The following is a 16410-nucleotide window of genomic DNA, read 5'->3' as shown; positions in this document are numbered from 1 at the left end:
TTGCAGCAGATCAAAGTCCTCATATTCAAGCACAGGAGAGTTAAGCTCTACCTTGTAATAGTCACTGGCAAAATCTCCGTTTTTCTTTCGTGCATAGATACTGCTGTCAAAAACTATCTGCCATTTTCTTCCTTTGTTATCACCGATAGTGTATTTGTCGTAGGTACCGCCCACATGATCTATATCACCCCCAAGAACTTTTTTTATTGCTCTAGCAGCTTCGCACCTTGTTATACCAGTCATGTCGATCTCGATGCCGAATTTTCTATTTTTTATCCCATCAAAATTTCCCGGCATTCTCTCACCTCCGTTCTTTGATATGAAAAAATAAAAAAAAGCCCGAATTCGGAGTTCTCACATTTCGTGAAAACCACCAAATTCGGGCTGAAAAGTTTGTGAAACTTTTTGATGTAAAATTTGAGTTGTTTCCCTTCAAAAAAATCTTTTATTTTTCAGAAAACGCTCCAAAAAAGAGTTTAATTCCTGTCAAACCGTCCATAATATCCAAAATCATCTTCGGTTTACATATAAAAAATTTCTGTTTTAGGGCAACAAAAAAGCGCGTAAATACGCGCTTTAAGTCGGAATCATCTTTTTTGATTCCATAGGTTGGTGCGGCAAACGGGACTTGAAGTAAGCCAATGCAATTTTATGAATTGCCACCACTTTCAAAAATCCCCTATTTTACGACATTTTGCTTGTTGTGACTTTTAATATCATCAATAATTTAAACTAAGTTTTTGCGTCCTTAATGGACAAATAATGGACAGACTTTTTGGCATCTCTGCAATTTATCTCATATATTAATAATGAATACGATCGATTCAGGAGAGTCTTTCTTTGTGATCAGAAAGGCTCTCTTGTGCTGTCTGCGCAGCTGCGATCTACTTCGACCACTTTTTCTGCTCATGAGACCATTTGCGATCAAACTTTTCATTGTTGATAACAGCATCCACAACCGGCTGAATAAACTGCTGTATCCCGGATATTGTGTCTTCAAGCGAAACAGGCAGCATGGCTTTTTTCTTTTTTACAAACGCTTTCCATCGGGTCTGTCTCAGTGGTTCGACCGCAAAACCTTCCTCGAAAGCAACTATTTCCGTCAGTGATGTATGCCTGTTCTCAAAAGTCTCCATTATCGCTTCCATTAGTTCTTTTCCATCGAAGTCCTGCGTTGTTGATAAAACATAGATGTCATAGTAATCCTTGAAACGAGTATTATCATATGCCAGAGAAACTATAGCTTCAAACTTTTCGGCTATGGTAGAACAGAGTGAATATGCATATACCTGCGGACTTTCATCGCTTAACACAACAGGAAAATCCATCTCGACCTTATTTGGGACTATAACATCTCCAAAACCGATATCAATGGATACATTTATGCTTGTTCTGTCAAGATACGCTATTACAGACACATTCACACCATGATATTTCTTCATTTCCGCAATAGGTTTGACATTCAGCGAGTTTATTTCAAATCTCAGCGGATCATCGGTTTCTATCGAGAATATCGCTGAAAACACCTGTTTGATATCTTCGGTATAATTGCTTATTCTCTGTGCCAGAAAATCGATATCCGTAGTTGCCCTGACATAACTGCCATCATAAAGAGCATAAAGAAATATCCCGCCTTTAAGGATAAAATGCTCCTTGTATCTCGACTTCGACAATCTGTAGATCGTTCGCTCCAGACCATATGCAGTCAAAAGCTCCTGCATGGTTTTTCCGGTCGATCTGCTTTTGTTTTTCAATCTGTCCTTGACGGAAACTGCGCTGCTCATATCAGGACCTCCAGGTAAGTTCCAAGTATTTTTCTGCATCCGAGTTCATTGGCATATCTGTGAAGACGGATAAGATCTCTGTCCTCTCTTGCCAGATAGTTTTTCAGTATCTCCTTTGTTTCCTCGATGCCTACTTTGTTGCGGTAATACAGGATATCCACAACTGTTTTTTCTATATCGTAGATCCTGAGATCTCCGCTGTTATCGGAAGCAGCAGTAACACCCGAAGAATATCTCTTATGAGGAAAGTACCATATGTTTACAGCCGGCCAATCGGGAAGTGTGGATATTTTCATTGACCTTTCAATAGCTACATCAACAGCATCGGGAAGATAAGTCGTCAGACCATAATACCTTGCAGCACTCATCATGCAGAATACACCTTTCGGAGCAAAAGCAGATACTATAGAAAAATCGCTTTCATCACCCGAATATGCTGTGTTTTCATACATACTCCTGCTGACTTTTACGAGCACACCGCTCGCAACAAGCTTATTGATCTTATAATGTGACAGCCCGCGTTTACTCAGCTCATCAACAGTAAGAAAATGATCATTTGGCGTTATCTCTGCACTCATGCTCTGCAACCTCCCTGTAGTTTTTTATTATTATACCACAAACGAGGTTGATTTTCAATAGTTTTCTGCAAATTTTAGATCTTGCAGAATTTTATTTAAATTCGCAGTGATTTTGATTATTGTTATAAACAAACATCATCATCCTAACGCACTTTAAATAAAAACGCTTATCAAGTATTATCATACGCAAGAAGGACTATCACCAAACAATTAGTTACACGTAAAAGAACGTTTCCGCAACGAACACGGAAACGTTCTTTATTATGTAAGAAATGCCGTGAATAATAAGCGTATAGAACAGATAGGCGAGGTAATAAGCATTATGAAACGTGCAGAAAATCAGCTCGATGCAAAGCAGGTGCTTTCGGTCATCGAGAAGTTCAACACAGCCCTCGATCTGCTGGACGCTTATGATCATCAGACCCTTGATAAGCCCAAGGGTAACAAGGCGGTATATATACTGGATTATGACGAATGCCGCAAGGTCATAAACGAGATGAAGTTTGCATCCGACAGTGCTCTTTTCGGCAACGAGAATGACGATTCATTCAAAGGCAGCATCGCCAATATCTATCAGGAGTTCGGCGGTGTGGAGATATATCCATCACTTGAAGAAAAAGCTGCAAATCTGCTGTATTTCGTCACAAAGAACCATTCTTTCTCCGACGGCAACAAACGTATCGCAGCAGCTATATTCCTGTACTTTCTCGACCAGACCTTAGCTGCACTGACCATCATGATAGCAGAATCACAGCCCACTGAAAAGGAAATGATGATAAAGCGTTATCATGAATTGTATGGTAAAATAACCACCTTTGCCGGTTATACGAATAATGTTACAGGGATCGCTGCGATATATGCAGGGATCCCTGATTTTATATCCGGTCTTTGTCGGAAGCTGTGTTTGAGTGTATTGTATATATCTGAGTAAGTACAGCTGCGCCTTCGGGTGCAGCCGATTTTTTAATCAGAGCCCTCACAGTCCGATTCGGGGTATATAATATAGTATAGTAATACACCGAAAGAAAAATACGGCAATGAGGAACAACTGTAAAACACTTTTTGAATACGGTGAAAACAAAGGTATGAGCAAAGAGAAGTGTGAATAAACTGTAAAGGTTTTTTGAGAATCCATTTCATGGTGTGCAGTTTTTTAATCAGAGCCGAAAAGGTCCGAGTTGGTGTGTATAATGTAGTTAAAGAAAACACCGAAAGGAAGATCTGACTATGAGTAATAACTGTCGAGGTCCTTAGATGCTCATAACGAGTTTCACGATGAGCAGGAAGAACACACATAAGCTGAAAGACAATGTTAATGACCTTAAAGGAGGAAGAAATCATGAAAGAAACCTCAATAAAGAATAATGTGAAGTTTTCAAAAGTGATACCGGCGGCGATTTTGTTAGCAGTATCTGCCATATCCGGCATCGGCATGACAGAGACAGGTAAGTGCAGCCGTACTTTTTCGGAAGAGAAGACCAAGCGTATCAACACGGAACGGGAATGCAAGAGAGATGTTGATGAGACAAGCGCGTGGACTGACTTATTACGCTTCAATACCGAGCAGTGCAACAATACCGAAAGGTATCGTTTGGACAAGAAGAACGAGCGTCAGAAAAGGTGGGTCGAATTCTGGGACAAGCGGGCAGGCCGGTTAGAAGACATTGCAGATAAGGTAGCAGATAAGGTAGTAGATAAGATATTCTGGTGGCGTGTATAAGCTGATATAAATACTTATCGTCATATGAGTATCATGCAGGATGATAAGTGAGCACTGCTTACTATCTATAAGGAGGTGTTGAATATGAAAGCTGTCAAGATCGCACTTGTAGTTCTTTCGGCCATTGTAAGGCTGATCGATGACTAATCCTTTTGAACTTATATAGATCGGGGGTGATCTGTATGGAACATTTGGAGAAGATGCTTTACGCTGTAAAGGTGCTTGCAGAAAGCATACTTGACAGTATTGCTATCCTGAGGGGCGATGACTGAGATCAGTCATCGCTCTGATGATGCAGCAGGAAGTCCATTCAGGACAACAACCATTCGTATGATAATGAAGGAGGAACCGTCTATGAGATTGTACGGACCGGGAAGACCTAAGGAGTTCAACCCTTTCACCAACAGGGATAATTCAAGAGTACCGCCTGACGCCGGAGGCGAGTACAGGATACTTGATGTGGACAAGAAGATACAGTATATTGGCTACACCATCTCGCTGAAACGCAGGATGCATGAGCATATGCGCAGCGGCAAGCTGGGTGGAGAAAACAGCATCTTCGCGTTCAAGGTGGCTGACGGCAGGGCATCGCGTGAGCGTCTTGCTCAGCATGAAGCCGAGAAAATCAGGAAACACTCTCCCGAGCTCAACCAGCGCGCAGGCGGAGCAGGCAGACCATTCAAGAGAAAAAAAGCTGGAAACAGCGGACTTTAAACGGAGGCAGATGCTATGAATACTTACGAGAAATATGCAGAGAAATACCTTGATGCGCAGTATGAAAAACTGAGCTCTAAGGCTCACATGATAGCTGATCACAATACAGGTGAGAAGCTTGAAGAACTCGGCCTGAAATACCACTTCCTGGGTCGTCAGGATAAAGCGGTCAAGTGTATGGAAAAAGCTGTTAAGGCTTACAGAAAGAAACACAACTGCATCGTCAGTGTGCTGAATTCTGAGCGTGCCGACAAGCTTGAAAAATGGCTTGATAAGATACGTGCAGAAATGACCGCTCCCGATCAGGAAGACAGCAGCAGATAATCAGAATAAACCTCCGAAGCAGAGATTGCATCGGAGGTTTAGTTATTGGTATAGGAAAAGCAACAGCAGGCAGGAAGATATATGACCCGCAGAAACCTATAGTGCTGTGGTCTCGTCGGCGGAGATATACCTGGTCTCGCCGTATTGATATATGATCTCTTTCGTGGTATCGTCAGCAGTGATATCCTTGAAACTGCAGTTCGTTATATGCATCCTGTCGGCGTTGTATAAGGTGTTGATGTACTCAGGTTTGTTGTTTCCATGAGGATCAAAGCAGTCAAATTTGCAGATGGTGCATGTGTTCTTATCCATTACCGCAACATAAGGGATACTCCAGCTTTTTGTCCCGACGGCATCACGCAGATCAAAAGTCTTTAAAAGCTTTCCTGAGTTTATTTTCCGGAGCGCTGCAGTACCTTCGTTTGAAGCTGCTATAAAACATTTTCCGTCAGGTGAAAACGCTAATGAATCAACTGTACCTTTCCGAACTTTTTTTACCGTTTTCAGACACTTCCATTTATTTATGTTCCATAGCTGTATCTTCCCTTCTTCGGAGCCTGTCAGACAAAACTTGCCATCACAAGAAACTGCTGAGGACGTAACTTCCTCTGTATTTGCTATAATCTCTATGTTTCTATTTTTATGATCCCATATCTTCATAGGTTCACCAACCTGATTGACTAAGATATTTTTTTCATTTGGTGAATATACCACGGAAAGTATATATTTTCTGTCTATCTTTATAGTCGAATAGTCTCCTGTTTCAATATCAAATTCATTTAAAGTACCATCAGTCAAACATATCATATAATGCTTTCCGTCAGGTAAAAAAACTGCTGAACAGATTGGTTTTTCATGTACTATTAGATATTGCATTTTATTCTGGTACTCATCGATGGGAATACCGAACATCTGTAATAAATCTTTTGTATTGTAATCTATTGAAAACACAGGTTGCCGATAAACATCGTTATCCATATTGAACATAGTATTATCTTTTAGAATGTAATTTGATGAAACAGTAACCTTCTCCTTCTGCCATATACATTTCCCGTCTTCAAGCTTCCACATTTTCAAAGAACCATCAGTAGAGTTTGTGATACAGTATTTTCCATCAGATCTTACAACTGCCTGATTAAATATAGAATGACCGGACAGGGTCTTCAGACATTTTCCGGTCCTAGTATCCCATATCTTTGCGGTTTTGTCAACTGACCCTGTCAGACAATATCTCCCATCGGAAGAAAAACCGCCTGAGCAAACAGGTTTGCTGTGACCGGACAGGGTCAGACATGTCCCGGTCTCGGTATCACAGAGCTCTGCGGTATTTGTAAGCAGTGACCATGTCAGACGGTATTTACCGTTATCGGCTGATCCATCTTCTTTATCAGTTTCTGCTCTGAACTCCTCTATGAGTGATCTTTCTTCACTTGGAAGATAATCGGGAAGGTCTCCGTCTTCCGGGATCATACTTATCAGTAACCCTGATCCTGAATCCCACAAGATGATCATATCCAGACTATCTTTTGTAAGAATATACTTACCGTCAGGCGACCATGAAACATCTGTGATGTCACTCGTATGCCCGCTTATAAAATTCAGCTCATTAAGTTTACAGCCATCAAAGCAAGACGGATATTTTCCGTTAAGACTCCACTGTATGCCGTTGAATGGTATATTGCCGAAATCCAGGCGTGAAAAGTCCTCTCCGCAGATCTTGTTATGCCGAGACAGCTGCATAGTGTGGATAACATTATTCAGCGCTGTAACGCAAATCCCGGATTCCTCGGGTGTAAGCTGCTTGATGTCGTCCATACGCAGCAGATCAATATAGTAATGCAAATTATTCTTCTTTATGTTCATTTTTATAATCTCCTATGATTTCTCCAAGCAGTATGCAAACGTCATCGGACCAAGTGTAATCGAGACCGTTTTCTTTTATGAAAGCAAGCTGGTCATCACGTGACAGCCCTGCATTTCCAAGCGCCTCTGATGCAGAGAGTATGTTCTGTATCTGCTTCGCAGCAAAATAGTCGCGGAAGTACTGGTGTGTGAAAGCGATCTTTCCATCTGGAGCGTTATAGCAGTAGCCGGTCTCGCGCTTTATGATCTTTTTGGTTTCTTTGTCTCGTTCAGTTCTTTCCTGAATGAAAGGTACATCAAAATCCAGTACCCGATCCAAAGGCATATTGCCATCGACCAGTATTTTCCATGATCTATCACAGTTATTGAGCAATGATAGGTTAGTAATGCTGCTTGTTCGGTTCTGATCCATATAGTTTGCGACATACGGCAGAGCATATTTTACAATAAACTGCCTTAATACCGCATGGCTGTCTTTACGTTCATTTTCGAAAGAAATGCGTATTCCTGTTGATACTTCACGATTAAAGATATACTCCTCCAGTATCTCGCCGCGAGTATGCAGGACTTTTTTTGAGTCGTTTATCTCAAGATACATATTCAGGAACATTGGTGTTTTAAGGAGTTCCCAAAGCCTGTCTTTTTTCAGCTGACTTACTCTTTCTGCTGACATTTCCATATACTCTGCAAGGGCGGCTGAAATATCGGTATCAGTAATACCCATGAAAGAGTATATGTCAAAATAGTTTTCAAGCAGATCGTGCAGTCTTTGATCTTCGGGCATCTTTCTGCCTGTGATAACAAGCTGCACATTCTTCCAGGGCATTGCGCCTTGTACGATAGTGTTTATCTCGTAATTAAGCGTTGAAAGCGTATCGGTATTCAGTAACTCGTTGTAACCGTCCAGCATAATGACAAATTCTGGTTCGGTGGTTTTGTCAGATCCTTCAAATCTTTTACGCAAATTCGATTCCTGTTTGTTGTCTTCAAGATGCGCAGAAATAGATACAGTATTGTCACGAAGAATGATGTTTGTTATGTATGCCAGAATATTCAATGGTTTATTTTTTATCCCGTCATGAATGATGCTGCCTTGCTCCACAGACTCGTCTATAACGCTGTAACAGCTTAGGTCAATATAAAAACAGTGATGTCTGCTTCCAAGAAGCCTTTTCCATTGATCGTACAGCAGAGTGGATTTGCCCATTCCGCCGCTGCCTTTCAGGAATATATGCCTTTTGCCATCAAATATTTTATCCGCGGATATCTCCTGTTTATTCTTATCAAGGAGATGAACTTTTGTATCAAATTTTTGTGTTATCTTCTCCAGCTGAGCAAATTTCTCACTGCTGCCGAGCTGATAATAATATCTGATGCTTGAATTGTAAAGATGATCATCTGTTACTCCGGTATACGTATGCATCATTCCGTTGTTGATGGAAGTTTGTCTTATGCTTTCATCAACAAGATAGGTAAGGGAAAACAGCTTCTCCAGCTGTTTGATTATATCATCATCACAGCTTCGATTTTTGGTGTATTTTGCCATTGTCATCCCGAAATAATTTTTTAGTCCATCATAAAATGGCTGCTGCACTGAAGATTCGGGTACACCCACAGGATGATCCTCTACGGGCGATCTTCCAAACAATTTCCTGTAAAGCATAGCCGCAAGAAGATACATATCAGTAGTGTCACCGGTTTCCGCAAGCTGTTTATAACACATACGGATTCTGTCAATTGAAGAAGCTTTCAGCAGCGAACGTAATTCCAGGGGTATGTTATCTGTGCTTTTGGGGGTGAATGCTACCGATACGGTCGTTGCGCCGCTGTTGGCAAGGTCTTGTTTATTGACCAGAGAGCCAAGGTCTATGAACATTATTCCTGTGCTTTCTTTTGTGCCAGTAATGATAAAATTTTCTTCCTTGATGTCCAATATCAGCCAGCCTGCCTTATGGAAAGCGGCAATGACTCTTGCTGCCTGCAAAGCAAATTTAATGTTCTCTGCTGCACTATTCTTTAATGGATCACCGGATCTTCCGGCAGGAGGGTATTTGTCATAAGTATAGCATAGATTTGAAGCATATACCGTGTACAGGATCCCGCTGTCACTTTCATAGATACCGAGCTGTGCAGATATAGCACTGTTGAAGGCCATATTTTCTTCCGAATATTTGGTTTGTTCCTCATCATTGCCGTCCCCGCTTTTTATTGACGCTGCCGTATTGTCATACATCCGGCCGCTTTGTGCATTGAGCTGTATTTCATACGCCTTGATATATTTCTGCTTATAACGCTCATAATCATCTTTTCTGCCGATACTGAGTGCGACACCATCTTCGATATCCCGGTGTATATCACAATTATCGGGATACAGTTCTTTGATGATGCATTCATGACGCATCTCGCTCATGACATAGTACCCCTTATATACCAGAACGCTGCTCCCGTGTCCGATGCACTCATCAACAAAAAAACGGTACGATGATGCATCATTGTCCTGATTAAGTATTTTTATGCGTAGTTCTGCCGAACGAGGTTTTCCGTTATCAATCAGTCGTATTGCCTCTCTCTTGTCATCCATTTTTATTCCTCCATTTTATTATAACAAAACTTGCATCATCGTTATGAGATCCATCCGCTGCGCTGTACAGCAGTTCTTCAAAAGGCAGTGTCTTTTTCGGGATATACAGGTCAGAAAACATACTTTTCATCATTCCGTCGGTCATGAGTACTATTCCATCATAGTCTGCTGCATTTACTTTGCATATGCGCAGGTGCTCGCCTGCATTACGCGTTGAGGTAAGATACGTTCCGCTGCCGCCGTCATTGTCGGGAAAAGATATCACAGAAGCGTTGCCGCCATGAAGTCCCATTATCACACCGTCTCCGAGATGTCCGAATAACAGTTCTTTTCCGTCGAAGGCTGCAAACATCAGCGTTGATGCAAGCTCTTTGCGGGCAATATCCTTGTTCCGTGCCGCACGGTCCAGCTCACGGTCAAGTTCAGCCATTATCCTCTCTGATAATTTGATCTTTTCTGTTCTGCATGATCCTGAAAGATCAGATCCAAGTATACGGACAACACATTGTGCGGTGATCTCAGCTCCCTGAGCCGCGCAGCCTGCACATGATGCGCCGTCTGTAACAGCAGCGGAAAATCCATCCGGTCTGCTGATAACATAATACGAGTCCTGCAGACCCGTTCCCCGCTGTGTCTGTTTAAGTCCGCATATACTGTTTGCTTCAATTGATATTTTCATTTATAAGACCTCCTTTTCTATAGTGTATCATAACAAAATGATCAAAGGAGGCCCTGATTAATTTTTTGCACAAAGAAAAGTATGACTATTCAGGTCAGTTATCCCAGTACGAATAACCATCCATGTCATTGAGCTTATTAAATGTCTCCCTGGGGGATCCTGTCTTCATACACAGAAACAGGAATGCGTCATGGAAACGAAGTGGGTTGAAACCATCAAAATTCAGTCCCTGTGCTTTATCATCCACTTCGTTAGTAAAATCATAAGCACTGCCGCCGTCTCTGCAGCATTGTTCAAACCACTTATAAAGAACACCTTTGCGATCAGCCGGATTGTGCTCCAGCAGAATGTCAGCATAGATGAGTATCTGCTCGACAAGCTGATCTATGAATTCATCCCTGCTACCGCTTTCGCCAGCAATAGTAGGGTAATTTGCTATTTCTTTTATCTTTTCATTGTTACCTTCATATTTAGTCACAAAGTCAAAACAATCTGATATTTCCCTGCGCAGATAAACTTTTCTTTTCTGCTCGGTCATATTTTTGAAATTAATGCTTGTGAATTTATAAAGGCCATAATGTTTTTTGTTCTGATATATTTTCGCTTTATGCATAACATTATTGAATACGATCTCATATGCCATTATTTCTATATCACAGTTGGGAGTAATATTAAATTCCATACTCCGTGAATAGCTTATGTGTTCTTTAAAGAAACCCTCATAGAATTTTTTGCTGTTGGTAATGTAATCAATAAAAGGTTTTTGTTTATAATCCATTTTTGTAAGTATCTGGTCGCAGAAGATCTCATATGTCGTGATTTGCTTTGTTTCTTCTTCATCACCTATTGGTCTGACTATTGGTCTGACGTTTTTTTCCATTCGATCAAACAGCTCTTTATTATTAAGACCGGAGGCTTCGCGAAGTGCTTTCATAACAGATGAATCAGTTTTACGATAATTATCCATACTGATCCATTTCTCGGGTTCGATACCTTGGTTATAAAACAGATCGCGTCTGCGCTTTGGTTCAACAATGCCGTCCAAAACCTTATCCATAACAATGAGGACGGTATCTTTGAACAAAATGCTCATTTCGTCATAGGGTATGTCATTGACTGTTGCATAGTAGTATATAATTTGAACAAACGACCGCGGATCGTAGAAATCTTTTTTGAAACAGCGTTTAATGAGATACGCGGCGATAGCCTTGTTTTTGTCAGCATAGCGGGGAACTCTGAGATTGCGGGGAACTCTGAGTATGTGGATGATCTGCATAAGTGTATCGACAGCAGCATCGTCACTGAGATTTGTTTTACTGAATACCGGAGTGAGCGCCTTGGAGAAACCGTCCGTCACTTCATTTCCGTATGCATTGATGATATTATACATCATGGCCACACTTATCTTGCCGGTGATGAGATATACTGCGTATATAAGATTGAAATTTTTCTTTTTGTCGGTTGAATTGCGGCCGTCTTTGTATTTATTGAAAAGCTGCTCCATATAATCGTACTTTATATCATCAGATATTTCAAAGGTCTCTTCCCCGTTATCCTCTTTATATTTGTATACAAGTGTCGGACTTCCAACTAAATAGCAGCATATCTCACTTTCAATATGCATTCCCTTAGTGAAATCCAGATATTTCTTTATGTTCTCGATATCACTTACGTCTACGCTGTCTATTTCCGGGACATCAAACGGATATCCGCTGTCGGGTTTGCGGCGCGTAATGCCGTGCTGATCTATTATATCGCAGAGTGCCTTTTTGTACGTTTCCCAATCGGTTTTATTATTATATTTATACTTCAGCAGCGCGTCAGCAAGTGCATCAGCATTGCCTTGATCGGTAATTTGCTTTATGTGGTCTGTGAATACATCTTTGTCGAATTTTGCCATAAGATCACTCCTTTATAATATCATGCTCATTTCCGTGCCTTGAACCACGGATGCATCTTTATTGCTCCCGGTCATAGTCTTATTATATCACATTACATCAAAAGTCGCAACAGTTTTTAAAAGATTTTGTTACTTTTACTTAATATGTTGTTTTAACATTTTACCTTCACCAATTTCATGACAATAAAAAGCTATCCCAAATTCACCTGAATACTGCGCAACTTTCCACCCTATTTTTGCTGAACGTTTGTTCAACTACACGAAATTTAATCACTATCCGAAAAACGGGACTAATATTAACCCCCAATTTTCGATTTTTTTACCTATATATAGAGAGGGCGTTATTAAAAAGCAGAAAAAGTTCCGCTCAAATAATGCACAAATCTTTATTCCATCTTCATCGAATGTTTGTGTATACGAAATTCATTAAAAGTCAGAAAAAACTTGACCCAAATCAATAGCACGTTTGCGATTTTGTCCCTAAATATGTCTGCAAAGCAAGCTGAAAAAGAGGTTCAGCGCATTGCGATACTGTTCGAGGAAGAGTGCGCACATGGTCAGGTGACTGCGGCTGTCAAGTTCCAGAAAGTTATTGAGATGTGGGCGACCGAGTATGCTGAACTTAATCACCGCAGCACGACACTTCAGCGTGAACATCTCATAGCAGGCAGAGTCATCCCTGCGCTGGGATATCTGCGCATTGATAAAATAACTGCGCGAGACATACAGAAATTCTTAAACAGTCTTGCAAAGCACGGTGCTAACAAGCGAAACGGGAAACCGCTGTCACAAAAGACAATGCGTCGTCATTTATCTTTCATCTCGTCCATATTCGAATATGCGATAAGGCTGGATATGGTCGGAGCAAATCCCTGTTCAAAAGTCATCATAGCAATATTATTGCGGAGGTAATCGAGGGGAAAGAGGCAGGTTAACGCACAAATAACACCCAAACAAAATTCGGGAGACCGCGCATCTACGTGATCTCCCGATAGTATTTTTCCCAATAAGGTCCAAAATAAAGTCCAAAGTGCATTTTCAGGCATGAAAAAACCTCGCAAACGCCTTGTTTACGAGGTTTTTATGTATGCGGCAAACGGGACTTGAACGATAGCCGCTGTCCATTGTAATTGAATGTTATCTCTGCTTATCTGCGGTGTTGCGGAGTTTCTGCGGTCTGCGTTTCAAGTGATTTAAGGTAGTCTCATGCAGTCTTTGGCGGAGATAAAGTCCAAATAAGGTCCGAAGGTTCAAAAATATTCTACAAAAAACTCGGTTATGCCTTCAACATCATGCTGCTATCTTGGATATGTATGTATCGTTTTTCTTACCGTCGTCATACTCATCATCAATCCCAACTGCCATATACCTCACCGATATCCCAAAAATACTCATGTTCAGGATCTTCACGAGCCTTCCAATCACTTGGAGTTATGTTGATATTTTGTATACCAATCTCTGAATTGTCATCATCGTACTTCATTACACAGTTTATATGTATCACATATGAATTATCTTCAGTTTTAACATCATCGATCTCAACCGAACCCGTCAATCTGCTGACATTTCCACCGCCGAATGTTTTCCCTCCAAATGTATGATTAATTTCTCCATATGATAATATATCAGAACCGATCTTTTCAAAAACATTATTTATATCCGTATCCAGATCGTAAGTATCAAGGGATCTCTGACAGAAATTCTGTTTTATCATTTCGTAGTCTTTGTTTATAAAGCCATTCGCAACATCTTCTGCAAAATCATCCATCTGTTTTCCATATTTTTTATAATCGGTAAGAGGGTTGAATCTTTCAGCCAAAGAACTTTCTGCGATTTTAAGTTCTTCTGACTCATCATGGATACTGCTAATATCAGATGTACAAGAAGAAAGAAGCGTACACGATAAAACCAGCACTAGCATAAGTTTTATTCTGTACATTATAGATGTCCTCCTAATATCCAAACTGTATTTCCGTCAATTATTATTTTGTGCGTTTTTTCCCTGTCCACATAGTTTCGAAGTGAGTCTATAGCATCTTCAGAAAACTGACTCAAATCAACAGAACCAATCATAATCAGATTTTCTTTCATTAGTGGCCAATCCATTCCGTTAATACAGTCAACCTTATTTTTCCAGTTTGGATCAAATCCAGTTATCCACCACTGAGGATTTTCTGGAGCCCAGTTATAAAGTGGATACATTTTATCCGCACTAGGAAGAAAAGGTGCCCAATATAAGCTTAGTGTCATAGGAATTTTAAAATCTGTTGAAAACCAATGCTCATCACCTATTATTTTCTCCACCCCTGTTGAAATGGCATTTTGCACAGGATTTGAATCATTTCTGTAATATAAGCCTATTTCTGATCCAGCACCTAAGTTGAGATAATCTCCTCTCCAATACCATAGCACATATTTAATTCCATTATCTGAGAAGTATAAGTTATTAGCATACATATTGTCATTGGTGCCCCATTTGAATACATCATCATAAAATTGGTTATATCCACCCAGAATTTGCCAAGTGTTAAGTTTATTATAAAATGGTATCAGTTTTTCGGCAGGAATCCCATACTTTGTGCTTATATATTCAACTATATCTGCATTTGTCTGACTGTGAAGTGCATCTCCGGCAACATCTTGTCGGAACATAAGCAGATTGGAGCCTATCGTTGCAGAACCATTACTTCTAATTATATTGAATAATAATTTATATAACAGTGCTTTTTTCTGCTCATCTCTTTCTTCTTCAATAATATCCTCAAACCATATATCATAAGAATCTAACAATTCTTGAATCTGCCTGTCCTTTTCGATTCCTTCTTCAATCTCTTTTTGCATTTCGACGGAAACAAAATCTTCAAGTTCCAGATCCAGTTTCAAATAATCACCAAGTTTAGTCTGAGCATTATTCTTCATGGATTCTTTATGCGATTTAAATAAATAACCGTTTGCGATTTTATAGTTTCCATTTGATGGTTCAGGATCTGTGGGAGCTAAAACTATTCCTGAAGTAATATCAATACAAGGTTTTCCGTCCAACATACCATCCCCATCGGTATCTTCATTCCAAGCGTCTGCGATATACTTGAATACTACAGAGTTATATGTAGTATAGAAACCGTCAGAATCTTTTACTGCCTTATATTGTGATCTTATATTATCAATAGATATTTCCTGTCCATCAAAAAGACCGTCGCCATCGCAATCCTGAACCTCAGGGTCGGTATAGAAGATCTGTGCGTTAGAAATAACCAGTCCAGAAACTTCAAATTCATCAGGAAGTCCGTCTTTATCTTTATCGGGAAGTGTTTTCAGATCAAAATGGTTTTTCTTTGAAAGGTCCTTATAGATCGCATCCAGTTCTTCTGCTGTTGCAGCAGTAAAAGAGTCCCCGCCGGTGTAAGTTGCGCAGTCTTTCAGCTTCTGATTGTCTGCATCCGAACCAAGACCAATGGTATGTATCTTTATGTTCTTCTCAGCAGCCTGTTTTATCAGATCATCGACAACGTTTTTGCTAAGGTCTATCTTTAAATTAACATCGCCATCAGAAAGTAAAATTATATGTCTGGTGTACCAATGCTCGACTTTGCTGAGCTGTTTGACTGCCTCTTCAATTGCTGAACGCACATTAGTGCCACCGCCATTGTATGGTTCTACTCGCCTTTTTAATTCTTCTTTATCATATGAGAAGCCGCTGACAAGTTTTGCGATACTTTCAAAACTGATAAGAGCAGTTTTGTCAGTTAATGTCATCGAGTCAATGAAATTATCAATTGCAAGTTTTCTATAACCGTTTCTGTCATTACCGCTCATACTTCCCGAGCAGTCATAACAAATTGCTGCTGCAAGCGGTTCGTAATCATCTTCAAAATATAATGAAGCTCTTTTCCAAGCATCAAACCATTCTTTTTTATCTACAAGCATATACTTGCTGAAATGAGTAGTATTTATGCTGACAGTAGAATTCTCTTCATCAAGTATGGTTTCAAGTTCAACGAATTCGTCCTTTTTCTCATCATACCATAAAAACAGCAGATTGTCAAACTTTGTATCACCCAGCTTGCTCTTGTCAATAACATATGTCAGCGTAGCTTTATCATACTCGGATGTAGTTTCAATAGAGAATGGTTCACCAACAAGACCAACTACACCGGTGCAGAGCATATCCTTGTTCATAACACTTTCGATAGTAGTGGTCTTCTGAAGATTGCCTGTACCCTCCTCAAAATATCTTGTAAAATCTCGTAAATACTCGCGAAATCTC

14 protein-coding genes and 1 pseudogene are annotated in these 16410 nt (G+C 40.2%); 5 read left to right on the top strand and 10 right to left on the bottom strand.

What is annotated here, in order from left to right; genetic code table 11:
- From BM265_RS18125 to BM265_RS18115, 3 genes are all read right to left on the bottom strand, one after another.
- Positions 1-297: amidoligase family protein (locus BM265_RS18125; protein WP_177219637.1), on the bottom strand; the 297-nt coding region annotated here is incomplete at its 3' end.
- 587 nt (positions 298-884) lie between these two features.
- Positions 885-1784 carry a nucleotidyl transferase AbiEii/AbiGii toxin family protein gene (locus BM265_RS18120; RefSeq protein WP_074963361.1) on the bottom strand — a complete coding sequence of 300 codons (900 nt, stop codon included), beginning with the start codon at positions 1782-1784 and terminating at the stop codon, positions 885-887.
- Positions 1781-2362: a type IV toxin-antitoxin system AbiEi family antitoxin domain-containing protein gene (locus BM265_RS18115; RefSeq protein ID WP_074963360.1), complete on the bottom strand. Its 582-nt coding sequence runs from the start codon at positions 2360-2362 to the stop codon at positions 1781-1783. The genes BM265_RS18120 and BM265_RS18115 overlap by 4 nt, the downstream gene beginning before the upstream one ends.
- A 277-nt stretch (positions 2363-2639) precedes the next feature.
- Between BM265_RS18115 and BM265_RS18110 the strand changes: the two genes are divergently transcribed.
- The 4 genes from BM265_RS18110 (at position 2640) to BM265_RS18095 (ending at position 5120) form a co-directional block, all read left to right on the top strand.
- Positions 2640-3293: a type II toxin-antitoxin system death-on-curing family toxin gene (locus BM265_RS18110; protein WP_242940902.1), complete on the top strand. Its 654-nt coding sequence runs from the start codon at positions 2640-2642 to the stop codon at positions 3291-3293.
- Between the two features lie 408 nt (positions 3294-3701).
- Positions 3702-4082 carry a hypothetical protein gene (locus BM265_RS18105; RefSeq protein WP_074963359.1) on the top strand — a complete coding sequence of 127 codons (381 nt, stop codon included), beginning with the start codon at positions 3702-3704 and terminating at the stop codon, positions 4080-4082.
- A gap of 354 nt (positions 4083-4436) precedes the next feature.
- On the top strand, positions 4437-4796 hold the full coding sequence (locus BM265_RS18100; protein WP_074963358.1) for a GIY-YIG nuclease family protein: 360 nt from the start codon (positions 4437-4439) through the stop codon (positions 4794-4796).
- Positions 4797-4811: 15 nt separating this feature from the next.
- Positions 4812-5120, top strand: coding sequence for a hypothetical protein (locus tag BM265_RS18095; RefSeq protein WP_074963357.1), 309 nt, complete (start codon positions 4812-4814; stop codon positions 5118-5120).
- A 96-nt stretch (positions 5121-5216) separates the two neighbouring features.
- Here the strand turns inward: BM265_RS18095 and BM265_RS18090 are convergent, their stop codons facing one another.
- The 5 genes and pseudogenes from BM265_RS18090 to BM265_RS18075 form a co-directional block, all read right to left on the bottom strand.
- Complete coding sequence (locus BM265_RS18090) at positions 5217-6632, bottom strand: WD40 repeat domain-containing protein (protein WP_242940901.1); 1416 nt, start codon at positions 6630-6632, stop codon at positions 5217-5219.
- Between the two features lie 24 nt (positions 6633-6656).
- A pseudogene (locus BM265_RS21135) lies at positions 6657-6860 on the bottom strand (hypothetical protein); the annotation flags it as partial.
- Between the two features lie 103 nt (positions 6861-6963).
- Positions 6964-9564: an NACHT domain-containing protein gene (locus tag BM265_RS18085; RefSeq protein WP_074963355.1), complete on the bottom strand. Its 2601-nt coding sequence runs from the start codon at positions 9562-9564 to the stop codon at positions 6964-6966.
- Complete coding sequence (locus BM265_RS18080; protein WP_074963354.1) at positions 9557-10243, bottom strand: protein phosphatase 2C domain-containing protein; 687 nt, start codon at positions 10241-10243, stop codon at positions 9557-9559. Before BM265_RS18080 ends, BM265_RS18085 begins: the two co-directional genes overlap by 8 nt.
- Before the next feature lie 94 nt (positions 10244-10337).
- Positions 10338-12143 (bottom strand): hypothetical protein, encoded by a 1806-nt coding sequence (locus BM265_RS18075; protein WP_074963353.1) that lies wholly within the window; start codon positions 12141-12143, stop codon positions 10338-10340.
- A gap of 486 nt (positions 12144-12629) precedes the next feature.
- Between BM265_RS18075 and BM265_RS18070 the strand changes: the two genes are divergently transcribed.
- Positions 12630-13055, top strand: a complete 426-nt coding sequence (locus tag BM265_RS18070; protein ID WP_242940900.1) for a tyrosine-type recombinase/integrase — start codon at positions 12630-12632, stop codon at positions 13053-13055.
- Between the two features lie 436 nt (positions 13056-13491).
- Here the strand turns inward: BM265_RS18070 and BM265_RS18065 are convergent, their stop codons facing one another.
- Together BM265_RS18065 and BM265_RS18060 are read right to left on the bottom strand one after the other, a co-directional pair.
- Positions 13492-14082, bottom strand: a complete 591-nt coding sequence (locus BM265_RS18065; protein WP_074963352.1) for a DUF5104 domain-containing protein — start codon at positions 14080-14082, stop codon at positions 13492-13494.
- Positions 14082-16322: a VWA domain-containing protein gene (locus tag BM265_RS18060; RefSeq protein WP_143098778.1), complete on the bottom strand. Its 2241-nt coding sequence runs from the start codon at positions 16320-16322 to the stop codon at positions 14082-14084. The genes BM265_RS18065 and BM265_RS18060 overlap by 1 nt, the downstream gene beginning before the upstream one ends.
- Positions 16323-16410 lie beyond the last annotated feature (88 nt).

The sequence above is a fragment of the Hominimerdicola alba genome, assembly GCF_900112155.1.
In the GTDB taxonomy this organism is placed as follows: Bacteria; Bacillota; Clostridia; order Oscillospirales; family Ruminococcaceae; genus Hominimerdicola; species Hominimerdicola alba_D.
This window is presented reverse-complemented; position numbering and strand designations above follow the sequence as displayed.

Coding starts and splice junctions, on each gene's coding strand:
- BM265_RS18115 (WP_074963360.1), bottom strand. CDS start 2,362: ATGAGTGCAGAGATAACGCCAAATGATCATTTTCTTACTGTTGATGAG.
- BM265_RS18100 (WP_074963358.1), top strand. CDS start 4,437: ATGAGATTGTACGGACCGGGAAGACCTAAGGAGTTCAACCCTTTCACC.
- BM265_RS18080 (WP_074963354.1), bottom strand. CDS start 10,243: ATGAAAATATCAATTGAAGCAAACAGTATATGCGGACTTAAACAGACA.
- BM265_RS18060 (WP_143098778.1), bottom strand. CDS start 16,322: ATGAACAAGGATATGCTCTGCACCGGTGTAGTTGGTCTTGTTGGTGAA.
- BM265_RS18120 (WP_074963361.1), bottom strand. CDS start 1,784: ATGAGCAGCGCAGTTTCCGTCAAGGACAGATTGAAAAACAAAAGCAGA.
- BM265_RS18065 (WP_074963352.1), bottom strand. CDS start 14,082: ATGTACAGAATAAAACTTATGCTAGTGCTGGTTTTATCGTGTACGCTT.
- BM265_RS18070 (WP_242940900.1), top strand. CDS start 12,630: ATGTCTGCAAAGCAAGCTGAAAAAGAGGTTCAGCGCATTGCGATACTG.
- BM265_RS18095 (WP_074963357.1), top strand. CDS start 4,812: ATGAATACTTACGAGAAATATGCAGAGAAATACCTTGATGCGCAGTAT.
- BM265_RS18085 (WP_074963355.1), bottom strand. CDS start 9,564: ATGGATGACAAGAGAGAGGCAATACGACTGATTGATAACGGAAAACCT.
- BM265_RS18105 (WP_074963359.1), top strand. CDS start 3,702: ATGAAAGAAACCTCAATAAAGAATAATGTGAAGTTTTCAAAAGTGATA.
- BM265_RS18090 (WP_242940901.1), bottom strand. CDS start 6,632: ATGATCATCTTGTGGGATTCAGGATCAGGGTTACTGATAAGTATGATC.
- BM265_RS18075 (WP_074963353.1), bottom strand. CDS start 12,143: ATGGCAAAATTCGACAAAGATGTATTCACAGACCACATAAAGCAAATT.